The 22,962-nt window shown below is 39.6% G+C and carries 20 protein-coding genes and 2 pseudogenes; 18 read left to right on the top strand and 4 right to left on the bottom strand.

Annotated elements, in window-relative coordinates; all coding sequences use genetic code 11:
* The first annotated feature begins 11 nt into the window (after positions 1 to 11).
* The 3 genes from BQ5364_RS05100 to BQ5364_RS05110 are packed head-to-tail and all read left to right on the top strand — an operon-like array spanning position 12 to position 4,142.
* The gene (locus tag BQ5364_RS05100; protein ID WP_071143787.1) at positions 12 to 2,213 is read left to right on the top strand and encodes a CD3337/EF1877 family mobilome membrane protein; all 2,202 of its coding nucleotides are present in this window, start codon (positions 12 to 14) and stop codon (positions 2,211 to 2,213) included.
* Entirely contained in the window at positions 2,210 to 3,217 is a 1,008-nt protein-coding gene (locus tag BQ5364_RS05105; protein WP_071143788.1) for a bifunctional lytic transglycosylase/C40 family peptidase, read from the top strand. The genes BQ5364_RS05100 and BQ5364_RS05105 overlap by 4 nt, the downstream gene beginning before the upstream one ends.
* 16 nt (positions 3,218 to 3,233) lie before the next feature.
* Positions 3,234 to 4,142: a conjugal transfer protein gene (locus BQ5364_RS05110; protein ID WP_071143789.1), complete on the top strand. Its 909-nt coding sequence runs from the start codon at positions 3,234 to 3,236 to the stop codon at positions 4,140 to 4,142.
* 24 nt (positions 4,143 to 4,166) lie between these two features.
* Here the strand turns inward: BQ5364_RS05110 and BQ5364_RS05115 are convergent, their stop codons facing one another.
* On the bottom strand, positions 4,167 to 5,051 hold the full coding sequence (locus BQ5364_RS05115; protein WP_004612097.1) for an AraC family transcriptional regulator: 885 nt from the start codon (positions 5,049 to 5,051) through the stop codon (positions 4,167 to 4,169).
* A 131-nt stretch (positions 5,052 to 5,182) separates the two neighbouring features.
* On the opposite strand from BQ5364_RS05115, the gene BQ5364_RS05120 reads away from it, so the two are divergent.
* Both BQ5364_RS05120 and BQ5364_RS05125 read left to right on the top strand, forming a co-directional pair.
* Complete coding sequence (locus BQ5364_RS05120) at positions 5,183 to 6,622, top strand: MFS transporter (RefSeq protein ID WP_071143790.1); 1,440 nt, start codon at positions 5,183 to 5,185, stop codon at positions 6,620 to 6,622.
* The gene (locus tag BQ5364_RS05125) at positions 6,609 to 6,839 is read left to right on the top strand and encodes a hypothetical protein (protein ID WP_004612099.1); all 231 of its coding nucleotides are present in this window, start codon (positions 6,609 to 6,611) and stop codon (positions 6,837 to 6,839) included. Before BQ5364_RS05120 ends, BQ5364_RS05125 begins: the two co-directional genes overlap by 14 nt.
* 57 nt (positions 6,840 to 6,896) lie before the next feature.
* On the opposite strand, the pseudogene BQ5364_RS18825 reads toward BQ5364_RS05125, so the two are convergent.
* Positions 6,897 to 7,192 (bottom strand): annotated as a pseudogene (locus BQ5364_RS18825) (winged helix-turn-helix transcriptional regulator).
* Between the two features lie 147 nt (positions 7,193 to 7,339).
* On the opposite strand from BQ5364_RS18825, the pseudogene BQ5364_RS05130 reads away from it, so the two are divergent.
* From BQ5364_RS05130 to BQ5364_RS05145, 4 genes and pseudogenes are all read left to right on the top strand, one after another.
* A pseudogene (locus BQ5364_RS05130) lies at positions 7,340 to 7,786 on the top strand (conjugal transfer protein); the annotation flags it as partial.
* A 178-nt stretch (positions 7,787 to 7,964) separates the two neighbouring features.
* Positions 7,965 to 8,822, top strand: a complete 858-nt coding sequence (locus tag BQ5364_RS05135; protein WP_071143791.1) for a helix-turn-helix domain-containing protein — start codon at positions 7,965 to 7,967, stop codon at positions 8,820 to 8,822.
* Positions 8,815 to 10,167 (top strand): MATE family efflux transporter, encoded by a 1,353-nt coding sequence (locus tag BQ5364_RS05140; protein WP_071143792.1) that lies wholly within the window; start codon positions 8,815 to 8,817, stop codon positions 10,165 to 10,167. Before BQ5364_RS05135 ends, BQ5364_RS05140 begins: the two co-directional genes overlap by 8 nt.
* A gap of 10 nt (positions 10,168 to 10,177) precedes the next feature.
* On the top strand, positions 10,178 to 10,402 hold the full coding sequence (locus tag BQ5364_RS05145; protein WP_071143793.1) for a hypothetical protein: 225 nt from the start codon (positions 10,178 to 10,180) through the stop codon (positions 10,400 to 10,402).
* A 70-nt stretch (positions 10,403 to 10,472) separates the two neighbouring features.
* Here BQ5364_RS05145 and BQ5364_RS05150 read toward each other — a convergent pair whose 3' ends face one another.
* Positions 10,473 to 10,832, bottom strand: a complete 360-nt coding sequence (locus BQ5364_RS05150) for a helix-turn-helix transcriptional regulator (RefSeq protein WP_071143794.1) — start codon at positions 10,830 to 10,832, stop codon at positions 10,473 to 10,475.
* Between the two features lie 503 nt (positions 10,833 to 11,335).
* Here BQ5364_RS05150 and BQ5364_RS05155 point away from each other — a divergent pair.
* The 6 genes from BQ5364_RS05155 (at position 11,336) to BQ5364_RS05180 (ending at position 17,977) form a co-directional block, all read left to right on the top strand.
* Positions 11,336 to 11,755 (top strand): RNA polymerase sigma factor, encoded by a 420-nt coding sequence (locus tag BQ5364_RS05155; protein WP_071143795.1) that lies wholly within the window; start codon positions 11,336 to 11,338, stop codon positions 11,753 to 11,755.
* On the top strand, positions 11,752 to 11,985 hold the full coding sequence (locus BQ5364_RS05160) for a helix-turn-helix domain-containing protein (RefSeq protein ID WP_071143796.1): 234 nt from the start codon (positions 11,752 to 11,754) through the stop codon (positions 11,983 to 11,985). The genes BQ5364_RS05155 and BQ5364_RS05160 overlap by 4 nt, the downstream gene beginning before the upstream one ends.
* 454 nt (positions 11,986 to 12,439) lie before the next feature.
* Entirely contained in the window at positions 12,440 to 12,634 is a 195-nt protein-coding gene (locus tag BQ5364_RS05165) for a hypothetical protein (protein WP_004614488.1), read from the top strand.
* Between the two features lie 104 nt (positions 12,635 to 12,738).
* Entirely contained in the window at positions 12,739 to 13,959 is a 1,221-nt protein-coding gene (locus BQ5364_RS05170; protein WP_009243513.1) for a tyrosine-type recombinase/integrase, read from the top strand.
* Positions 13,960 to 14,169: 210 nt separating this feature from the next.
* Positions 14,170 to 16,752, top strand: a complete 2,583-nt coding sequence (clpB, locus tag BQ5364_RS05175; RefSeq protein WP_004614480.1) for an ATP-dependent chaperone ClpB — start codon at positions 14,170 to 14,172, stop codon at positions 16,750 to 16,752.
* A gap of 16 nt (positions 16,753 to 16,768) precedes the next feature.
* Positions 16,769 to 17,977: a DNA polymerase Y family protein gene (locus BQ5364_RS05180; protein WP_071143797.1), complete on the top strand. Its 1,209-nt coding sequence runs from the start codon at positions 16,769 to 16,771 to the stop codon at positions 17,975 to 17,977.
* 21 nt (positions 17,978 to 17,998) lie between these two features.
* Here BQ5364_RS05180 and BQ5364_RS05185 read toward each other — a convergent pair whose 3' ends face one another.
* Positions 17,999 to 18,613, bottom strand: a complete 615-nt coding sequence (locus tag BQ5364_RS05185) for a DedA family protein (RefSeq protein ID WP_071143798.1) — start codon at positions 18,611 to 18,613, stop codon at positions 17,999 to 18,001.
* A gap of 113 nt (positions 18,614 to 18,726) precedes the next feature.
* Here BQ5364_RS05185 and BQ5364_RS05190 point away from each other — a divergent pair, with 113 nt between their 5' ends.
* Genes BQ5364_RS05190 through def form a run of 3 tightly spaced genes read left to right on the top strand, consistent with a single transcriptional unit; the run spans position 18,727 to position 22,953 of the window.
* Positions 18,727 to 20,205: a UDP-N-acetylmuramoyl-L-alanyl-D-glutamate--2,6-diaminopimelate ligase gene (locus BQ5364_RS05190; RefSeq protein WP_071144702.1), complete on the top strand. Its 1,479-nt coding sequence runs from the start codon at positions 18,727 to 18,729 to the stop codon at positions 20,203 to 20,205.
* Between the two features lie 20 nt (positions 20,206 to 20,225).
* Positions 20,226 to 22,451: a replication restart helicase PriA gene (gene priA / locus BQ5364_RS05195; protein ID WP_071143799.1), complete on the top strand. Its 2,226-nt coding sequence runs from the start codon at positions 20,226 to 20,228 to the stop codon at positions 22,449 to 22,451.
* Positions 22,452 to 22,467: 16 nt separating this feature from the next.
* Entirely contained in the window at positions 22,468 to 22,953 is a 486-nt protein-coding gene (gene def, locus BQ5364_RS05200; protein WP_004614475.1) for a peptide deformylase, read from the top strand.
* Positions 22,954 to 22,962 lie beyond the last annotated feature (9 nt).

A 22,962-nucleotide genomic window follows, 5' to 3' on the forward strand; every position in this document is an offset into this window, starting at 1 on the left:
GAGGTGGAGTGATGAAAGAAAGGATAAAAGGTGCGTTCACAAAAAAGAAGATTTTCCACTTTCTCAAAATGGCTCTGTTTGTCGTGGCACTCTCCCTTATCCTGCTTTCACTTTTGGGGACGGTGGCTCATGCGACGGGGCTTGTGGACGATACCATAAACGCAGAAAATCTTTACTCAAAATACCCCCTTTCCAACTACCAGCTTGATTTTTATGTGGATAATAGCTGGTCGTGGCTTCCGTGGAACTGGCTGGACGGTATCGGAAAATCGGTGCAGTACGGGCTTTACTGTATTACCAACTTTGTCTGGACGATAAGCCTTTATTTAAGCAATGCCACGGGCTATGTGGTGCAGGAAGCCTATAAGCTGGACTTCATCAACGATATGGCAGACAGTATCGGGAAAAGCATACAGACCCTTGCAGGCGTAACACAAAACGGCTTTTCTTCTACGGGCTTCTATGTTGGTTTTCTGCTTCTCATTATCTTGGTGGTAGGACTTTATGTTGCCTATACGGGACTTATCAAACGGGAAACCAGTAAGGCACTTCACGCTGTTATTAACTTTGTGGTAGTGTTCGTGTTGTCCGCTTCGTTTATCGCCTATGCTCCCGACTACATCAAGAAGATAAATGAATTTTCATCAGACATCAGTACCGCTTCACTTGATTTGGGAACAAAAATCATGCTCCCCAACTCTGAAAGCGAGGGCAAGGACAGCGTGGACTTGATACGGGACAGCTTATTTTCTATTCAAGTGGAACAGCCGTGGCTACTTCTGCAATTTGGAAACAGCAACGCAGAGGAAATCGGGACAGACCGTGTAGAAGCTCTTGTATCGGCAAGTCCAGAGGACGAGGACGGGAAAACCAGAGAGGAAGTCGTGAAAACAGAAATAGAGGACAACGACAACAACAATCTGACAATACCGCAGGTGGTAAACCGTTTAGGCATGGTGTTCTTCCTACTGTTCTTCAATTTAGGGATAACAATATTTGTATTCTTGCTTACGGGCATGATGTTGTTCAGCCAGATACTTTTTATTATCTTTGCAATGTTTTTACCTATCAGCTTTTTACTTTCCATGATACCGAGCTATGAAAGCATGGCAAAGCAGGCAATCGTGAGGGTGTTTAATACCATTATGACACGGGCAGGAATAACGCTCATTGTAACGGTGGCGTTCAGTATTTCCAGTATGTTTTATAACATATCCACAGACTATCCATTTTTCATGGTGGCGTTCTTGCAGATAGTATGTTTCGCTGGTATCTATATGAAGCTGGGCGACTTAATGAGTATGTTCTCTTTGAACGCTAATGATAGTCAAAGCATGGGACGAAGAATTTTCCGCAGACCGTATCTGTTTATGCGACATAGGGCTAGGCGTATGGAACACCGTATTGCAAGGGCGGTAAGTGCTGGCGGTATTTCGGGCGGTGTCGCTGGTGCGGTGGCTGGAAGTGCCGTTGCTGGAAAACGAGCTGAAAGAAAAAATACAGCTTCTAAAGAAAATCGGGGCAATACCACTTCCAGCATGGGACAGCGTGCAGGTTCAAAAGTAGGTGCTGTCTTAGATACGAAAAATAAAGTGAAAGACAAAGCAAACGCTGTCAAAGAGAATATCAAAGATATGCCGACACAGACCGCTTATGCGGTGTATTCCGCAAAGGAAAAGGCAAAGTCCAGCGTGTCCGACTTCAAGCGTGGCATGGTGCAGGAACAGCAGTCCAGACAGACGGGACGATTGGAAAAGCAGGAACAGCATAGACAAAATATCGCTGACAAGCGTATGGAGCTTCAAAAGGCACAAGAAGCAAGGCAGGCACAGCGAAAGGCTGACGGATCAGCGACAACGGGAGCTACCCGTCCCCATGAGCGACCAGCCACAGCTTCAAAGCCGAGTGCGGAAAAAACGCAGGAAGTCAAACGTCCTGCCACAGCGACCACTTCAAAAGCAAGTGAACCAGTCAAGACAAATGTTATCAAAGAGCGTCCTTTATCTTCTGGTGCTTCTGATAAGAAAGCGACCCAGTCGGCACAGATAGCACATAGGCAAAATGTAGAAAAAATGGTATCACAGGAAACACGCCAGAATTACACCAAAGACCGTAGGACAAAGGTTCAGCAGACGCAAACCGTCCAAAAGAACCAGCAGACAACAGAGAAAACTCGTAACCTTGTGATGAAGAAAGGACAGAAGAAAAAATGAAACTGAAACATATCGCTCTCATTGGCACTCTGTTTCCTATCCTCTTTTCTCTGGTGCTTTTCTTTGGTGTGTTAATTAGTGCGGACAGCGACGACGAGAATAGCAATTTTTCTTCTGGCATTACGGGTATGAACTTATCCGCAGAAGTCTTGAAACATCAGCCTATGGTGGAAAAGTACGCCAGAGAAAACGGTATCTCCGAGTATGTCAATGTGCTATTGGCTATCATTCAAGTAGAAAGTGGCGGTACGGCAGAAGATGTTATGCAGAGTTCGGAAAGTCTGGGACTACCGCCTAATTCCTTAGATACGGAAAGCTCAATCAAGCAGGGGTGTAAATATTTTGCGTCCCTGCTTTCTTCCTGCAAAAATCAAGGTATCGACGATTTGAATGTAGCGATACAGTCCTATAACTATGGCGGCGGCTATGTGGGATATGTGGCAGGAAAAGGAAAGAAACACACCTTTAACCTTGCAGAGAGCTTCGCTCGTGAGAAGTCGGGTGGAAAGAAAGTAACCTACACCAACCCGATAGCCGTTGCAAAGAATGGGGGCTGGCGGTATGGCTATGGAAATATGTTCTATGTGGAATTAGTCAATCAATATCTGACCGTGGCACACTTTGATAATGCAACGGCACAAGCGATTATGAATGAAGCGTTGAAATATCAAGGCTGGAAGTATGTGTATGGTGGCAGTAATCCGAACACTTCCTTTGATTGTAGCGGACTTGTGCAATGGTGCTATGGAAAAGCTGGTATCTCCTTACCGAGAACAGCACAAGCACAGTATGACGCTACCCAACATCTTCCACTCTCGCAAGCAAAAGCTGGGGACTTGGTATTTTTCCATTCTACCTATAACGCTGGTTCGTATGTAACCCACGTCGGCATTTATGTAGGAAATAATCAGATGTACCATGCAGGCGACCCGATAGGATATGCAGACCTAAGTAGTAGTTACTGGCAACAGCACTTAATCGGTGCAGGACGAGTAAAACAATAGAAAGGACTTGAAAAATATGTTTAAGAAGAATAAGAAACAGACAGAAACTATCAAAGAACTAAAAGAAAGAAAGGTGCGTACTGTCAAGGTAGGCACACATCAGAAAACCGTGATTGCGTTGTGGGTGGTGCTTATCGCAAGCGTGAGTTTTGGGGTGTATAAGAATTTTACGGCTATCGACCAGCACACGACCCATGAAAAAGAAATCATTGAACTTCGCTTGCAGGACACCAACGGGATTGAAAATTTCGTGAAGAATTTTGCGAAGTCTTATTACACATGGAATAACAGCAAAGAAGCTATCGAAGCAAGGACGCAGGCAATCAACGGTTATCTGACAAAGGAATTGCAGGACTTGAATATAGATACCATTAGAACAGACATACCGACTAGTTCCACAGTTACAGATGTGATTGTATGGAGTATTGAACAGTCGGGAATGGACACTTTTTCTGCTATCTACGAAGTAGATCAGCAGATAAAAGAGGGAGAACAGACAAGCAATGTGAAAGCAACCTATACTGTAAAAGTCCATGTGGACGCTGACGGGGATATGGTAATCGTTCAGAACCCTACCCTTGCACCAGTAATCGAAAAATCAGACTATGAGCCTAAGACACCAGAAGCAGACGCAAGTGTAGACGCTGATACTGTCAATGACGCTACCGCTTTTCTGGAAACATTCTTTAAGCTCTATCCAACAGCCACAGAAAAAGAGCTTGCCTACTATGTATCTGGGAATGTGATTGAACCTATCGGCAGGGACTACCTTTATTCCGAATTGGTAAACCCAGTATTTACAAGGGACGGGGACAATGTGAAAGTCAAGGTTGCCGTAAAATTCCTTGATAATCAGACAAAGGCTACGCAGGTATCGCAGTATGAACTTGTTCTCCGTAAAGATAGTAACTGGAAGATTGTATAAATAGAATAATTTAGCCGTAACCACTTATTCTTTTGGAGTTACGGCTAAATTTTTATACAAATTTCGATATTGACTAGGCGAGGTGGAATGATATTTTTTAAATATTCGACTAAAATAATTACCATTTTCAAAACCACACATTAAAGCAATTTCTGTGATGTTATAATCTGTTTGTTTTAAATAGTAAATTGATTTGTCTAGACGTATATTGTTTATATAATCGGTTGTAGTTTTTCCCGTTAATTGTTTGAAACTACGACAAAAATGATGAACACTTAATCCTACCGTATTTGCCAGTTTAGATAATGTTATTTTTTCATTATATTTCTTTTCAATCAGTTCAAATGCAGGTTGAAATCTTATAAGAGTAGCTTCCTTATCATCTAATTCTGATTGTGTAAGAATATGTTGAACATGGTTTCTTAACAGTGTAACTACTAAATAATAAATGTAACCTTTTATTGCCAATTCGTAACCTATTTTTTTATTGAAGTATTCCATTAGGACTTTTTTTACTAGTTCTGTTAGTTCTGTGTTGTTTTGAATTAAATTGTTAAATTCAATTCTATTTAAAGTAATGGGAGTTAAATATTTTGTTTGCAATAAATCCACATGATTACTGAAAAGAAAGGAAGGTTCAAATCTTATAGTATAAAAAACCAAATTATCTGATGTACTTTCTAAATAATGTAACTCATTAGGATTTACAATGACTAAATCATTAGCTTGTACTTCAAAATTATTTTTACCACACTCTAATTTAGCTGTTCCGCTAATAAAGTAATAAACTTGTAAATGTTCATGCCAATGTCTGGGAAAATTTTGTCCATTTTTAATATCCGATTTTTTAAAAATATCCACAAAACTCTCTTGCCCTTTTCTATTAAAATAATTATCTCTATTATTCATAATATCCTCACATATCAAAATTGTGCTAATATACAGCAATACAGTTATTGAAAATATTTGTATATATTCCTATTATATGATATGTGGTTTGCGTTGTAAATCACAAAATAATACTAATAAGGAGATGTGTTATGAACAATAAATCAATTCATATTGAAACGACAAAGAGAACAGTTGTTCTAATTGCTATAATTGCAATGACTTTTATGGCTACGTTAGATTCAAGTATTGTTAATGTAGCTCTGCCTGTCCTTTCAGAAAAACTGAATGTAACTATATCGGCTGTTGAATGGGTAATCGCCAGTTATTCTATTATTATTTGTTCAACAATATTATTTTGGGGGCGCTTAGGAGATATTTGTGGAAAATCAAAAATATTTCAATTTGGAACAATTCTTTTTACCGTATCGTCTTTGTTATGTGGCTTAAGTAATTCTTTTGCTGTCTTGATTATATGTCGATTTCTACAAGGTATAGGAGCTTCAGCATATATGGCAAACAACCACGGTATTATTACAGAATTATTTCCTAAAGAAAGCCGTGGAAAAGCATTAGGAGTTTTAGTAACCGCAGTCGCATTAGGAAATATGGTCGGACCGTCAATCGGGGGAATGATTTTGTCTGTATTTAATTGGAATTATATTTTCTACATCAATGTTCCATTTGGTATTGGTGTATTTATATTGGGACTAAGGTTTTTACCCAAAGGAGAGAGAAAAGATGAATGTATGGATATAGTAGGAGCTATTTTACAGTTTATTGTTACACTGTTGTTTTTTGGTTCATTGATTTTATCGCAACAGACAGAACAATTAAATCCGTACATTATGGCTTCTATCGGCATATCTATTGTTTTGGCAATACTTTTTATTTTTGTGGAAAAGAAACAACATCAACCACTTTTAAATTTAGATATATTTAGAAACTTAAAATTTTCAATCAATCTAGTGTGTGCGTTAACATCTTTTATTTGTATAGCTTCATCTAGCATTTTAATACCATTCTATTTGCAAAATGCTTTGAAGTTAAGTCCATTCTATGCGGGCTTATTTATGATGCTGTCTCCTCTGGTGTTAGCAGTTTGCTCCCCAATATTTGGAAGTATTTCTGATAAAGTATCATCAGAAAAGGTTATTTTTATAGGATTGTTAGTATTAAGTTTAGGGTTCTTTTTAATGTCAAGATTAACAGAAACTTCTCCAGTCTTTTTGTTTGCTCTATCAGTTGCAACAATGGCAGTTGGACAAGCTATATTTCAACCTGCAAACAATGCACTTATTATGTCAACGTGTCCCAAAGATAAGCTGGGTATTGTAGGAAGCGTAAATTCGTTGGTTAGAAATTTAGGTCAAACAGTTGGTATTGCGTTATCTACAACTTTATTGTACTTTTTTATGAGTGATTTTGCTGGATATAGAGTATCTGACTATATTTTGGGACATGATGAATTTTTTATTTATGGTATGCAACACGTTTATATTATTTTGGTAATCATTTGTTTGCTGGGAGCTTGTTTAACAGGAATTAGATTGATTTTAAAGATGTCTAGAGAAAAAAATGATAGGTCTTAAAAAGCGAGATATTAAAAAAGCCTTGAAAGCAGGTGCAAAGGCTGGCGGTGTTTCATTGGCTGATATACGGGCTGATATTGAAGCGACGATTGATGAAGCTATGAACAGTACAGACCCAGAGGTGCAGGCAAATTTCAAAAAATATTTTGGGAATAAACGCCCTACGCCAGAAGAATACATTTATAAGATTACAAAAAAAGCAAAAGTTAAGCTGTAAATAAAAACGCCGTGGTAAACAACTCACAGCGTGAGATCTGCGTATCACGGCTTACAATCAGTTTTGAAGTAAATAGTTTTCTCCCCAGTTACATAGTTCATCAAGAATTGGTGTTAAGGTTTTTCCGAATTCAGTTAAGGAATACTCTGTTTTTGGTGGGACGACTGGATAAACCTTGCGGTTAATCAATCCGTCTTTTTCCAGCTCACGAAGCTGTTGTGCTAACATTTGTCTGTTGCTTTTGGAATGAGCTTATGAATTTCGCTATACCGTAATGTTTTATTCATTAAGTGCCATAAAATGACCGCTTTATATTTTCCGCCGATTAGTTGAATGGTTGCTTCAACGGACAACTAAAACCACAGCAATTATTTTCCATGATGTTCTATCACTTTCTTTTTAGGTAGTATATTACAAAATAGTGTGTTCTTGTCTAATAGACTATTACGAATATAATTATAGTATAGGTTGACCTAATTCACAAGAACAAAGGAGATTAAAAAGAGGGAGAACAGACAAGCAATGTCGAGGCAACCTATACCGTAAAAGTCCATGTGGACGCTGACGGGGATATGGTAATCGTTCAAAACCCTACCCTTGCACCAGCAATCGAAAAATCAGACTATGAGCCTAAGACACCAGAAGCAGACGCAAGTGTAGACGCTGATACCGTCAACGACGCTACCTCATTTCTGGAAACATTCTTTAAGCTGTACCAGACAGCCACAGAAAAAGAGCTTGCTTATTATGTATCTGGAAATGTACTTGAACCTATCGGCAGGGACTATTTTTATTCTGAACTGGTAAACCCAGTATTTACAAAGGACGGAGACAATGTGAAAGTCAAGGTAGCTGTGAAATTCCTTGATAATCAGACAAAGGCAACGCAGGTATCGCAGTATGAGCTTGTATTGCATAAGGATAGCAACTGGAAGATTGTAGGATAAATCAAAAAAAGTAGTTTGCAAATCATATTTCTATGACATGCAAACTACCTTTTCATCGAATTATGTTCACAAATAGTTCTGAATACGCTAAAATAGTGATTCATGCAAAAACCGCAATATATATTAAAACTTGAAGAAAACAAGATATTATAATCTAAGCTGAAAGGAGGGTGCTGTAATGGTCAATAAGGTTGAAAACATTATAACGGTGATCAATTACATAGAAAACAATCTCACAGAAAAGCTGAACTTATCCTCTATTGCAATGGGTGTTGGATATTCAAAATATCATTTGCATAGAATGTTTGTCGAAACTGTTGGATTGTCTATACATGACTATGTACAACGCAGACAATTAACAGAGTCTGCAAAACTTTTAGTGTTTTCTGATAAATCTATTCTTGAAATCTCGCTTATTGCTGGTTATGAAAGTCAGCAGGCATTTACAAATATTTTTAAGCAGATGTATAAGAAAACGCCTAACGAATATCGAATGAATGAAGAATTTTATCCGTTACAGCTTAGATTTGATTTGATACAGACAGTTAAACAAAAATTATCACAACAAGAAATGGAAGAAAATATCAGATTTGCTACAACAACAGATATACCTGCCTGCCTAGAACTAGCTTATTTAGTAATAGACGGTTTTCCAAATTTGAATGAGAATGAGTACTTAATAGAATTAGAAAAAGGTATTTTAGAGCAAAGAGTGTTGATTTTAAGTGATAATGATATTGCCATTGCTTTGATGTCTATTAACTATCATACGGGAAGTATTGATTTTTTTGGAGTACACCCTTTATATCGTAAATATGGTATTACAAAAATGTTTTTAGATAAGGTTATGAATGAACTTTTAATAGATAAAAACATTTCTGTAACAACATTCCGTGAGGGCGACAAAGCTGATACAGGGTATCGTAAGGCTTACAAAGAATTAGGCTTTGCAGAAGCAGAATTATTAGTTGAATTTGGTTATCCTACACAAAAATTAGTATTATTTTCAAAAAATGGGGGTAGTACAAATGAATAGTAATCCTCTTGCAAAAGATTTTAATACTGGGTCTTTATTAAAATTTGCTTTCCCGACCATATCCATGATGTTATTTATGGGGCTTTACACAATTGTAGATACCATATTTGTATCACGATTTGTCAATACAAATGCTTTATCAGCAATCAATATTGTTTGTCCCGTTATCAATTTAATAGTAGGATTGGGAACAATGATAGCTACGGGTGGTAGTGCCATAGTTGCAAGAAAAATGGGGGCAGGAGAACCCAAACGAGCAAAACAGGATTTTACACTACTTATTTTATTTGGTTTTATTTTGGGAGTAGTAATTTTCGTTCTAGGAATTATCTTTATTGATGAAATTATATATGCTCTTGGAGCTGATAAGGTTTTATTTCCATATTGTAAAGACTATTTAACTATTATTTTACTTTTTACACCTGCAAGTATGTTGCAGGTACTATTTCAAAATTTATTTGTAACAGCAGGAAAACCAACTTTAGGACTGGTTCTTTCTGTATGTGCTGGTGCAATGAATATCGTATTTGATTATCTTTTTATGGTTATATTTGACATGGGGATTGCTGGTGCAGGATTTGGAACTGGAATTGGTTATTTGATACCAGCCATTACGGGAATAATTGTCTTTAGTAAAAAATCGGGAACATTGTCTTTTGTAAAACCTATTATAGATATTAAAGTACTTGGAGAAAGTTGTATAAATGGTTCATCAGAAATGGTTAGTCAGCTTTCAACGGCAATTACTACATTCTTTTTCAATCGTACAATGATGAATTTATTAGGTGTAAATGGTGTGGCTTCTATTACCATAATTATATATACACAATTTTTGCTTACAACATTATTTATTGGTTTTTCAATGGGTGTTGCCCCAGTTATTAGCTATAATTTTGGAGCAAACAATTATTACGGATTAAAGAAAATATATAAAATCTGTATTTCTTTCATTTTTGTAGGTTCATTATTTATTTTTGCGTTATCCTTTATAAATGGAAATAGTTTGGTACGTTTATTTACTGGGACAAATGAAGCGGTATATAAAATTGCAATAAACGGATTTATGATATTTGTATTTAGTTTTCTTTTTTCGGGTTTCAATATATTTTCATCAGCAATTTTTACTGCATTATCTAACGGTAAGCTATCTGCTTTGATTTCTTTTTTAAGAACATTTGGCTTTATAATGATAGGCTTGTTACTAATGCCACAGTTTATTGGAATAACAGGTGTATGGTTGGCTGTTCCCATTGCCGAAATATTAACACTATGTATTTCATTATATTTGAATTTTCGTCTTTGGCTTTCGTGGAACAATCAGAATAATGTTATGAAAAAAGTATAGAAAGGTTATTATGATAGGACTTAAAAAACGAGATATTAAAAAAGCCTTAAAAACTGGTGCAAAGGCTGGTGGTGTGTCTTTAGCTGATGTACGGGCTGATATTGAAGCGACGATTGATGAAGCTATGAACAGTACAGACCCAGCGGTGCAGGCAAATTTCAAAAAATATTTTGGAAATAAACGCCCTACGCCAGAAGAATACATTTACAAGATTACGAAAAAGACAAAAGTTTAATAAAGTTATTTGCTGCCTGCGGAGCAGATCAGCAAATAGATAACGCAAAAAGGGAAAAACAAGAAGCTGATTACTTCTTGCTCTCCCTGCTGTTCAAGATACCGTCAATCGTACCTTGAATGATTTTTAATTCGTTATCACTCAATAAATCAAGAGAAGTTTCTATCTGACGGCGAGCTGTACTTTTTACGACATTCTCTGCTGGATAGAAATATTCGTCAACTGATATATTGAACATGGTAACTAAATCATGGAATAATTGAAAGCTGGGGTGCGACCCGATATTTTCAATATCTGCGATATGGCGTTCTCCATAGAACACTTTATCGCCTAAATCATTACGAGAAAGCCCTGCTCTTTCACGGGCTTCTCTGATTGCCAGTCCTAAAGGTCTGAAATCAAAAGTTTGTGTTTCTTTTGCTTTTCTCATTTTAAATCACCTAGCATGAGTTTATACTTCATGTGATGTATTTAGAATGTGTTAAAATTGCATATAGTATGCAGTAATAATTCAAAAGCTGTTATCGTGTGCGGTAAATAAAAAAAACCGTTCCTAGATAATATACTTTTGTGCGTCTTGAAAAATAACGGGACGGTTTTGGATATAACCAGAACTGTCCTTTTTTCTTGGCTCTGGTTAAAGGGGGCTATACCATGATTGCATACGGAAGAACGCTTTGCCGTTCTCAACTGGATAAATATTTCAGTCCACTATTACAATCATTATACCCTTTATATGAGTTAAAATTTCATATCAATAGAATTTATAAAACAGTCCGTTTGTGTAATTACACATTATCGGGCTGTTTTTGTTTTTCAAAAAAATTTTTTTGAAAATCTTGGTAGCTTGCCACCTCTTTGGGTAGTTAGGGTGCGGAAAGGGGGAAATAAACAAAAGTTTATTTCAATCCAGCACGGAAAGGAGGTGAGCAAATGAAAACATCTTCTTTCAAACAAGCCATTGAAGCACAGTTTGATTGCCTTTCAAAAAAAGTAATTAAACGTGCAGTAAAGAAAGGCTATCGTGATATGAAAAGGCGTGAAAAACACGAATGTTTATTTTCGGATATTCCAGATTATGAACAATCACGTTTTGGAGAATTGGATAAATACGAAAGTGATTATACTGTATTCAATATCTTAGGCATTGAAGTCTGGGTTGAGGACGACCAGTTAAGCGAAGCCCTTAAAACATTGACAGAGAAGAAACGCAACATTATTTTGTTGTCCTACTTTATGGATATGTCGGATAGTGAAATCAGTGAATTTATTAAAATTCCCCGCTCTAACGTCCAGTATCACAGAACAAAAACACTTGAAGCAATGAGAAAAATTATGGAGGAACGCAAATGAAGAAATACGAACATCTGCCTTTTGAAGTTATTTTATCAGCAACAGAGGGCGACCCAGAAGCGATTGAAGCCGTTATGAAATTTTATGACGGTTACATTTCCAAACTGTGCCTGCGTAAATTGTATGACGAACACGGTAACGTCTGCATGGTGGTAGACGCAGATTTAAAAAACAGAGTGCAGACAGCATTACTTGATATGCTGATGAATTTTGAAATTGTAGTGATGTAGTACATACAAGTGAAGTCTGGCACGTCCCCCTTTCCTGCCACTTCACTTGTCATTCTATTAAAATCAAAATCTGAAAGTTGATTTTAATAGGCTGAATAGCCGATAGCTCTTTGACAACTGAATAAAGCAGACAGATACGTTTGTGAGATAGCGAGCCACGGGGACTGTACGCCACGACCTTTTCAAAAGAAAGCGAGCGACCCACGTAGTGATCCGAGAGCGACTGTTGGAAAAGTCGTTTTGCCATGACCTATCTTCACAGAATAATGATACGTCCGCATGGTGCGGTTCTGCCCACAAGAATGGGAATAGTTGAGATACTAACGGAGCTTTCCAAAGCCGTCTGCCTGCTTATGTAACTTATAAATAGACACACAGTAAAGGGGGTGTTACATTATGTTAAATACTGATGTGTTAAATGATGTGATGTTCCAGCGAGGTAAGGTGTTGGAATATGAATAAAACGAAGATAAGAGCAACGGAACAGCCGATTGCTGTTGATATAGAGGGATTGTCTGCTATGTTGTCTTGTGGTCGTGCTACTGCAAGAAAGATTGGCGAGCAGGCAGGAGCAAAAATTGTGATAGGTCGCAGGGTTCTTTATTCCATAGAAAAAGTCAAGAAATACTTGTTATATTTGGAAGAATAGAGCGATTTTCTATTTATGTTCTCTGGCGTGTGTAGTATAATAAGAAAGGACAAAGCACGCTGTGAGAACAAGAAAAGAGGCTTTTTCAGAAAGGAATGGTTCTCATGGCAATTAGTAGAAAAGACCCAAAAGGAAGAAAATTAAGAGAGGGCGAAAACTGGCGTAATGATGGAAGATACAGTTATCGTTATACAGATGTAAGAACAGGCAAGAGATTGACAGTCTATGCACAAGATTTACCAGAGCTTCGAGAAAAAGAGAAACAGATTGCAAAGGATATGGAAGATAACATATTGACAGACGGAGCAATCAAAAAAATGACGCTCAACACGTTATTTGAGCGTTATATGGCAACTCGTGAGCTGGCTGATACTACAAGAGTTAGTTATGTTCGTGCTTGGGAAAACAGAGTAAAAGACGAGATTGGAAATATTAAAGTTGTTCAGCTTTTACCCTCACATATTAAAGCGTATTATGCGAAACTTTCCAAAGCTGGATATGCTTATTCTACAATCAAGTATATTCACAACCTGCTTTATCCTGCATTAGAAATGGCTGTTGATGATGATATTATCCGAAAGAACCCTGCAAAAAGTTCCATTAGTGATTATGGAAAACCAGCAGAGGAAAAAGAAGCCTTAACAGTTTCTCAACAAGAAAAGTTTATGGAGTTTGTAAAACAGAGCAATGTCTATAACACATATTATCCTATGTTTACCATAATGATTGGTACGGGGTTAAGGTGTGGGGAGCTTATTGGTCTTACATGGAAAGATATAAACATCAAGGCAAAAACGGTTAATGTAGACCACCAGCTCATTTATAAGAATTTAGGCGACGGTTGCAAGTTCCATATCTCAACACCAAAAACGGAGTCGGGTATTCGTATTATACCTATGACACAAGAAGTTGCAAAAGCCTTTGAGGAACAAAGGAAAATCAATTTCATGCTTGCAAAGGATAAGAGCATTGAGGTGGACGGGTATTCGGGGTTTGTCTTTACAGCAAAATCGGGCAGACCGCTTATGCCGAATGGCGTAAATAGTGTTTTATACAACATTGTAGACGCATATAACAAAACCGAAGTAGAGAGAGCAAAAAAAGAGCATAGGAAAGCAGAGCTGTTACCAAAGTTTTCAGCTCATGTAATGCGTCACACAGCTTGTACCAGAATGGCAGAGTGCCGTATGGATGTAAAAGTTCTTCAATATATTATGGGACACGCTCATATAGATGTAACAATGGAAGTGTATAACCATATTGGAGAGCTGACAAGGATTGAAAATGAGATTGCAAGACTAGATAGTATGGTGTTAAATGCTTGACACCACAAAAAGAAAAATTGGTGTCAAATTGGTGTCAAAACAGAAAAAATCACAATTTCAAAAGAAATAAGATACTGCAAACCATTGATTTTAAAGGGTTTGCAAAAAAATAACAAAAATATTAGCACTCACCTCTTGACAGTGCTAATAATATGTGTTATACCTACAATAGAACAAGAAAAAACAAACTCGCAAAAGGAGGCGTGATGTATGAATATAAATAAATTTACACAAAATTCGATGCAGGCGGTGCAGGGCTGTGAAAAAGTTGCTTATGAATATGGCAATCAGGAGATTGAACAGGAGCATTTACTCTATGCTTTGGTCACACAGAATGACAGTCTGATTTTAAAATTATTAGAAAAGATGGAAATCCAAAAAGAGTTGTTTATCAACCGTGTGGAGGAAGCGCTTAGAAAGAGAACGAAAGTGCAAGGCGGTCAGGTATATATCGGACAGGATTTGAACAAAGCTTTGATTCATGCGGAAGATGAAGCTACACAAATGGGAGATGAGTACATTTCTGTAGAGCATATTTTTCTAGCATTAATTAAGCAGCCAAACAGAGAAGTAAAGGCGATTTTCAAGGAGTTTAATATTACAAGAGAGCGTTTCCTTCAAGTACTTTCTACCGTAAGAGGGAATCAGAGAGTCACCAGTGACAATCCGGAGGCAACCTATGATACGCTTAATAAATACGGCAGTGATCTGGTAGAACGGGCAAGGGAACAAAAACTTGATCCAGTCATCGGCCGTGATGCGGAGATTCGTAATGTCATACGAATCCTGTCTAGAAAGACAAAGAACAATCCGGTGCTGATCGGAGAACCTGGTGTCGGTAAGACGGCGGCAGTAGAAGGGCTGGCACAACGTATTGTGCGCGGGGATGTGCCTGAGGCGTTAAAAGATAAAAAAGTGTTTGCGCTTGATATGGGGGCGCTGGTAGCCGGTGCAAAATATCGTGGTGAATTTGAGGAGCGTCTGAAAGCAGTGCTCGAAGAAGTGAAAAACAGTGATGGAAATATCATTCTGTTTATCGATGAACTTCACACGATTGTCGGAGCAGGTAAGACGGACGGCGCGATGGATGCCGGAAATATGTTAAAGCCGATGCTGGCGCGTGGAGAACTTCACTGTATTGGCGCGACAACACTGGATGAATATAGACAGTATATTGAAAAAGATGCTGCATTGGAGAGACGTTTCCAGCCGGTTATGGTAGATGAACCATCGGTGGAAGATGCGATTTCGATTCTGCGTGGCTTAAAAGAGCGTTATGAAGTATTTCATGGTGTGAAAATTACAGACAGTGCACTTGTGGCAGCCGCAACACTTTCCAATCGATATATTTCCGACCGATTCCTTCCGGACAAGGCGATTGACCTTGTAGATGAAGCGTGTGCATTGATCAAGACAGAGTTAGACTCCATGCCTACAGAGTTGGATGGACTGCAAAGACGTATTATGCAGCTTGAGATTGAAGAGGCGGCTCTGAAAAAAGAGAATGACAGATTAAGTCAGGACAGACTCGTGAACCTACAAAAAGAGCTTGGAGAACTGCGTGATGAATTTGCCGGAAAGAAAGCGCAGTGGGACAATGAGAAGACTTCTGTAGAGAGACTACAGAAAATCCGTGAAGAGATTGAGCAGGTGAATCAGGAGATTCAAAAAGCACAGCATTCCTACAATTTGGAACGTGCGGCAGAATTGCAGTACGGCAAACTTCCACAGCTGACAAAACAGTTGGAGGAAGAGGAAAAGAAAGTGAAAGAGCGGGATCTTTCATTAGTGCATGAAAGTGTGACAGATGAAGAGATTGCGAGAATCATTTCCAGATGGACAGGAATTCCGGTTGCAAAATTAAATGAAAGTGAGAGAAGCAAGACGCTTCATCTTGACGAAGAACTCCACAAACGTGTCATTGGGCAGGATGAAGGGGTTACAAAAGTAACAGAGGCGATTATCCGTTCGAAAGCAGGTATCAAAGATCCTACGAAACCAATCGGATCATTCCTGTTCCTGGGACCTACCGGGGTAGGTAAGACAGAGCTTGCAAAAGCACTTGCGGAGAGTTTGTTTGATGATGAGAGCAATATGGTTCGTATTGATATGAGCGAATATATGGAGAAATACTCAGTGTCTCGTCTGATAGGAGCACCTCCGGGATATGTCGGATATGACGAAGGCGGACAGCTTACAGAGGCGGTTCGAAGAAAACCATATTCCGTTGTTTTGTTTGATGAGATTGAAAAGGCACATCCGGATGTGTTTAATGTGTTGCTGCAGGTGTTGGATGACGGACGTATCACTGACTCACAAGGTCGGACTGTTGATTTTAAAAATACGATTCTGATCATGACATCAAATATCGGATCTGCTTACCTTTTGGATGGCATCGATGAGAACGGTGAGATCAGCAAGGAAAGTGAAACGATGGTCATGAATGATCTGCGGGCACATTTCAGACCTGAATTTTTGAATCGTCTAGATGAGACAATTATGTTCAAACCATTGACGAAACAGAACGTTTATGCAATCATTGACTTATTATTGAAAGATGTCAATAAACGGCTGGAAGATAAAGAACTTTCGATAGAGCTTACAGATGCTGCGAAGAATTTTGTGGTGGAAGGTGGCTATGAGCCAATGTACGGTGCAAGACCGCTGAAACGATATCTTCAAAAGCATGTAGAGACATTAGCTGCAAAACTGATTTTACAGGGAGATATTGGCAGTGAAGATGTCATTCTGATTGATGTAGAAGGGGACAAACTGACAGCGAAAATAAAATAAATTGCAGGAAAAAAGCATGGAACAGATTATTTTTCACATTGATGTAAATTCAGCGTATCTTAGCTGGACGGCAGTAGAACAATTGAAAAATGGAGCAGAAGTGGATTTACGCAAAATCCCGGCGATTATAGGAGGTAATCAGGAATCCAGACACGGGGTTGTGCTTGCAAAATCTCCTTTGGCGAAAAAATATGGGATTCGGACAGGGGAGCCGGTTGCACAGGCTTTCCGAAAATGTCCGGATCTTGTGATGGCGCCGCCAAATCATAAGATGTATCAGGAGTACAGCAGGAGACTGATGGAGTTTCTTCAAACGTATACACCGGATATCGAGCAGGTGAGTGTGGATGAGTGTTTCATGGATTTTACGGGGATATCCTATCTGTATCTGTCTCCTGTGGAGGCTGCATTTGAGATCAAAGACGCTGTGTATGAGAAGTTTGGATTCACAGTGAATATTGGAATATCTGTAAATCATCTTTTAGCAAAGATGGCATCTGATTTTGAAAAGCCAAATAAGGTACACACCTTATTCCCGAAAGAAATCCCGGTAAAGATGTGGCCATTGCCTATTTCGGAACTTTATATGGCGGGACGATCCAGTGTAGAGGTACTTAACAAGCTGGAGATACGGACAATCGGGGAACTTGCAAAGGCAGACCCGAATTTGCTAGAGTTACATCTGAAAAGTCATGGCAGGACATTGTGGGAATTTGCAAATGGAATAGACCATGAGAAAGTTCGAAGAGGACACGTGGAGAATAAGGGGATCGGTAATTCGACGACATTGGCAAAAGATGCTGTCACAGAGGAAGAAGCGAAAAAAGTTCTTTTGTGGTTGGCAGAAAGTGTTGGCGGGAGACTTCGCAAGGAAAAACAGAGAGCCGGTATGGTGAGCGTGGAGATTAAATACCACACGTTTCAGACGTTTTCCCATCAGAAACAGCTTGAGACGGCGAGCAATGCAGATCAGGTGATTTATAAAGCAGCATGCGAATTGTTCGGGGAATTGTGGAATCGGGAACCGATTCGCCTGCTTGGTATACGCACTTCAAAACTTCAGGATGAGTCGGCTCCGGTTCAAATGAGCATTTTTGACTTTCAGACAAAGCAGGAAGAACAGAGTGTGAAAAATCAGAAACATCAAAAATTAGATAAAGCATTGGATGTGATTCGTAAAAAGTACGGAGAGGATGCAGTGAAAAAAGGGACTTTACTCAAGTAGGAGAAAAGTCCCTTTCGTGCTTTACGATTCATTTTTTCGATTGCGATAATAAAAGAAGCAACCAAAAAACATAGAAAGTCCTATGATGATAATGACAACGGTAGAATATGTATCCATCACTTCCAAAATTTTTTCCCAGGAGGCTCCGGCAGCAGCGCCGGCTGAGACGAGAATAGTGTTCCAAAGTGCACTTCCGGCAATTGTAAGGACTAAAAAATTGCCCATTTTCATGTTCGACATTCCGGCAGGAATAGAGATTAAACTTCGAAGGATTGGGATACAACGGCAGATGAAAACGGTCATATTCCCTTTTTGTTGGAATTTTTTGATCGATTTTCTGACATCTGATTTTTTGAAATGGAGGATTTTTCCGAGCTTTCCATCTATAAGTTGTTCTAATTTTTCCGGAGAGAGTAATTTCCCAATGTAGTAAAGAAAGATGGCGCCAACTGTGGAACCGAGGGTGGAAAAAAAGACAACTCCACCTACTGTCAAATGGGTATAAGTTGTCATAAAGCCGCCGAATGTCAGGATGACTTCCGAGGGAATAGGAGGAAAGAGATTTTCAATCATAATGAGAAGAGCAATTCCGATATAGCCGAAAGAATTCATCATATCCATGATAAAGATGTGCATAGTGATACCTCATATTTGCTTTCTTAAAAATAGTATATAGAAATTTTATTATGAATATTCATAGAGATGTGGTATCCTAATAGTATCTATGAAAAAACAGGAGGCAATAGATGATGAAGCTGACAAAGTTATTAGAACGTTTAGAGTATAAGATAGTACAAGGAAACGATGATATAGAGATTACAGAGCTTACGAATGATTCAAGAAGAGTCTGCGCTGGCAGCGTGTTTGTATGCATCAGCGGCGCAGTTGTAGATGGTCATGAATTTGTAAAAGAGGTGTCAGAAAAAGGTGCGAAAGCAGTGATCGTGGAAAAAGAAGTGGAAGCTCCAGAACATGTGACTGTGATTAAGGTGGAAGATACGAGGTATGCACTTGCGCTGGCATCTGCGGCATATTTTGGTTATCCGGCAGAGCAGCTGAAAGTAATAGGTATCACAGGAACGAAAGGAAAGACGACGACAACATATATGGTGAAGTCCATTTTGGAGGGAGTAGGACATAAAGTTGGTCTGATCGGAACAATCGAGGCGATCATCGGAGACGAAGTGATTCCGGCAAAGAATACGACACCGGAGTCGTTTACGATTCACCAGTATTTCCGGAAAATGGTTGATGCGGGATGTGATGCAGTGGTCATGGAAGTGTCATCGCAAGGGTTGATGCTTCACAGAACTGCAGGTATTCCGTTTGAGATTGGAATTTTTACAAATCTTGGGGAAGACCATATCGGACCGAATGAACATAAAGATTTTGAAGATTACAAACGATGCAAAGGTCTGCTGTTCAAACAATGCAGGATTGGGATTGCGAATGTGGATGATCCGTACTTTGAAGATGTATTTCGCGGCGCGACCTGCCAGATTGAAACATTTGGCTTTGCACAAAAAGCAGACCTTCGGGCAGCAGATACAAAATTAGTGTCAAGACCAGGATACTTAGGAGTATCTTACCATGTGTCCGGGCTGATGGATTTTGATGTGGAGATTGACATTCCGGGAACATTCAGTGTCTATAATTCGTTGACTGCGATTGCGGTGTGCAGACATTTTGATGTGCCGGTGGAGATGATCAAGAAGGCTTTAAAAGTTGCAAAGGTAAAAGGCAGAATCGAGATGGTGAAAGTATCTGAGGACTTTACGCTCATGATTGATTATGCGCATAATGCGATGAGTCTTGAGAGTCTTTTGACAACATTGAAAGAATATCATCCAAAACGTCTTGTATGTCTGTTTGGATGCGGAGGAAACAGAGCGAAGGCGAGAAGATATGAGATGGGTGAGGTGTCCGGAAAATTGGCAGATCTTACAATCATCACATCGGACAATCCGCGTTTTGAAGAACCCCAGGATATCATTGATGATATTAAGATCGGGATTGGAAAAACAGATGGAAAATATGTGGAGATCTGTGATAGAAAAGAAGCAATCCGCTATGCGGTTGACCATGCTGAGGTTGGCGATGTAATCGTGCTCGCAGGAAAAGGACACGAGGACTATCAGGAGATCAAAGGCGTGAAGTACGATATGGATGAGAGAGTTCTCATTGCGGAAGTCGTAAAAGAGAGTAAAAGAGAGAATTTGATTCGATAAAAGTATAGGAGCAGTTGTGCATGTATGCGAAAGTTATCGTAGATATTACACATGAAAAACTGGATAAAATTTTTGAGTACCATATTCCGGCAGAATTAGAAGAACGGTTACACGCAGGCGTAGAGGTTGTCGTGCCGTTTGGAAAAGGAAATCGTGAGATCAAAGGGTATGTGATCGGGCTGTCAGAACACTGTGAATATGATCCGAACAAAGTAAAATCGATTCTGAGTCTGGCGGAGAAAAGTGTGGCAATCGAGGGCAGGCTGGTGGCACTGGCGGCGTGGATGAAAGAGTACTATGGCGGGACGATGATACAGTCGCTAAAGACAGTACTTCCAATCAAGCGGGAAGAGAACAAAAAGATCAGGCGCTATGTCCGATTGTTGTTAGATGAAGAAGAAGGGAAGACAAAGCTTGAGGAATATCTGAAGAAGAATCAGAAGGCAAGGGCGAGACTTTTGGCAGCACTGCTTGATGAGGAGATATTGGAGTATGAGCTTATCACAAAAAAGCTGAATGTCACACGAACAGTCATTCGGGCACTTGAAGAGCAGAATGTTGCCAGAATAGAGTCCGAGCAGGTCTGGAGAAATCCGATTAAAAATCGAAAAAAAGAGTGGAAAGAAGTGGTTTATACTGAGGAACAGCAGCATGCGATTGACACATTTCGGGAAGACTATCTGAAAGGAATCCGCAAGACTTATCTCATATATGGGGTGACAGGGAGCGGAAAGACTGAAGTTTACATGGAGATGATCGCAAGTGTGATCAAAGAAGGGAAGCAGGCGATTGTCCTGATTCCTGAGATTGCACTGACCTACCAGACTGTGATGCGGTTTTATAAGCGGTTTGGCGAGAGGATATCCATTATGAATTCCAAGATGTCAAGCGGCGAGCGGTATGACCAGATGATGCGGGCAAAAGAAGGGGCGATTGATGTGATGATTGGTCCAAGATCAGCGTTATTTACCCCTTTTGCCAATTTGGGATTGATTGTGATTGATGAGGAGCATGAATCGACTTATAAAAGTGAACAGATCCCCCGATATCATGCCAGAGAGACGGCTGTGGAGCGGGCACACTTAGAAGGTGCAAGTGTTGTGCTTGGTTCAGCAACACCGTCTCTTGAGGCTTTCTACCGTGCCCAAAAAGGAGAATACGAACTTTTAAGACTTCAGAACCGAGCAAAGATGCAGGAGATGCCGACGGTGTACACAATCGATCTTCGAGAGGAACTAAAAAGTGGAAATCGTTCGATTATCAGTGGAAAGCTGTATGAATTGATGGCTGACCGATTGAGAAAGAGACAACAGATTATGTTATTTATCAATCGGAGAGGGTTTGCAGGATTTATTTCGTGCAGATCCTGCGGCTATGTGGTAAAATGTCCACATTGCGATGTCTCACTTGCATCTCACCGCGGTGGGAAACTGGTCTGCCATTATTGTGGATATGAGGAGCCTATGATTTCAGTCTGCCCATCGTGCGGCTCAAAACATATCGGCGGTTTCCGAGCAGGAACACAGCAGATTGAAGAACTTGTAAAGAAGGAATTCCCAGATGCACGTGTACTTCGCATGGACATGGATACGACGAAGGAAAAAGATGGACACGAGAAGATTTTGGAGGCGTTTGCAAATGAAGAGGCGGATATTTTGATTGGAACGCAGATGATCGTAAAAGGACATGATTTTCCGAATGTGACACTTGTCGGAGTACTGGCGGCGGATCTGTCGTTGTACGCCGATGACTATCGTGCAGGAGAGCGGACATTTCAGCTTCTTACACAGGCGGCGGGACGCGCCGGGCGAGGAAGTGAAAAGGGCGAGGTTGTCATTCAGACATACAGTCCGGAGCATTATAGTATTGAAACAGCTGCAAAGCAGGACTATGAAGCGTTTTATCAAGAGGAACTCGCATACCGTACAATGATGGGATATCCGCCGGTGGAACAGCTTGCAGCGATTTTGGTTACGAGTGAAGATGAGTCTTTGCTTGAGACGGCGTGCAGCTACATGAAGAGTTATGCAGAGCGCATGAACCGGAATCAAGTGAGAATCATCGGTCCCGCAAGTCCGTATGTGGGAAAGGTAAACGATGTGTATCGCAGAGTGATCTATTTAAAACATGCCAGATACGAGGCGATGATAGATTTGAAAAATAAATTGGAACAATATATAGAGATTAATTCCGGATTTCGAAAAGTTCGAGTGCAGTTCGACTTTAATCCGATGAATGTATTTTAAATGAGGAGGATAAAAAATGGCAATTCGTAAGATTCGAGAAATTGGTGATGATGTGTTAGAGAAGGTATGTAAAGAAGTAACCGATATGACAGACCGAACAAAGGTGTTGATTGAGGATATGCTGGATACAATGTATGATGCTATGGGAGTGGGACTTGCGGCACCGCAGGTTGGTATTTTAAAACGAATCGTAGTTATTGATATTGGAGAGGGTCCGATTATTTTGGTGAATCCGGAGATTCTTGAGACAGCAGGAGAGCAGACAGGAGAGGAAGGATGTTTAAGTCTGCCGGGAAAATCGGGAACTGTGACGCGACCGAATTATGTGAAAGTAAAGGCGCTCAATGAAGAGATGGAAGAAGTGGTTTATGAAGGAGAAGGGCTGCTTGCAAGAGCGTTCTGCCACGAGATTGACCATTTGGACGGGCATTTGTATGTCGAAAAAGTAGAAGGCGAACTTCACAGTGTGGAGTATGATGATGAGTTTGACGAGGAAGACTAAGGAGGAGAC

The sequence above is a fragment of the Coprococcus phoceensis genome, assembly GCF_900104635.1.
Taxonomy (GTDB): domain Bacteria; phylum Bacillota; class Clostridia; order Lachnospirales; family Lachnospiraceae; genus Faecalimonas; species Faecalimonas phoceensis.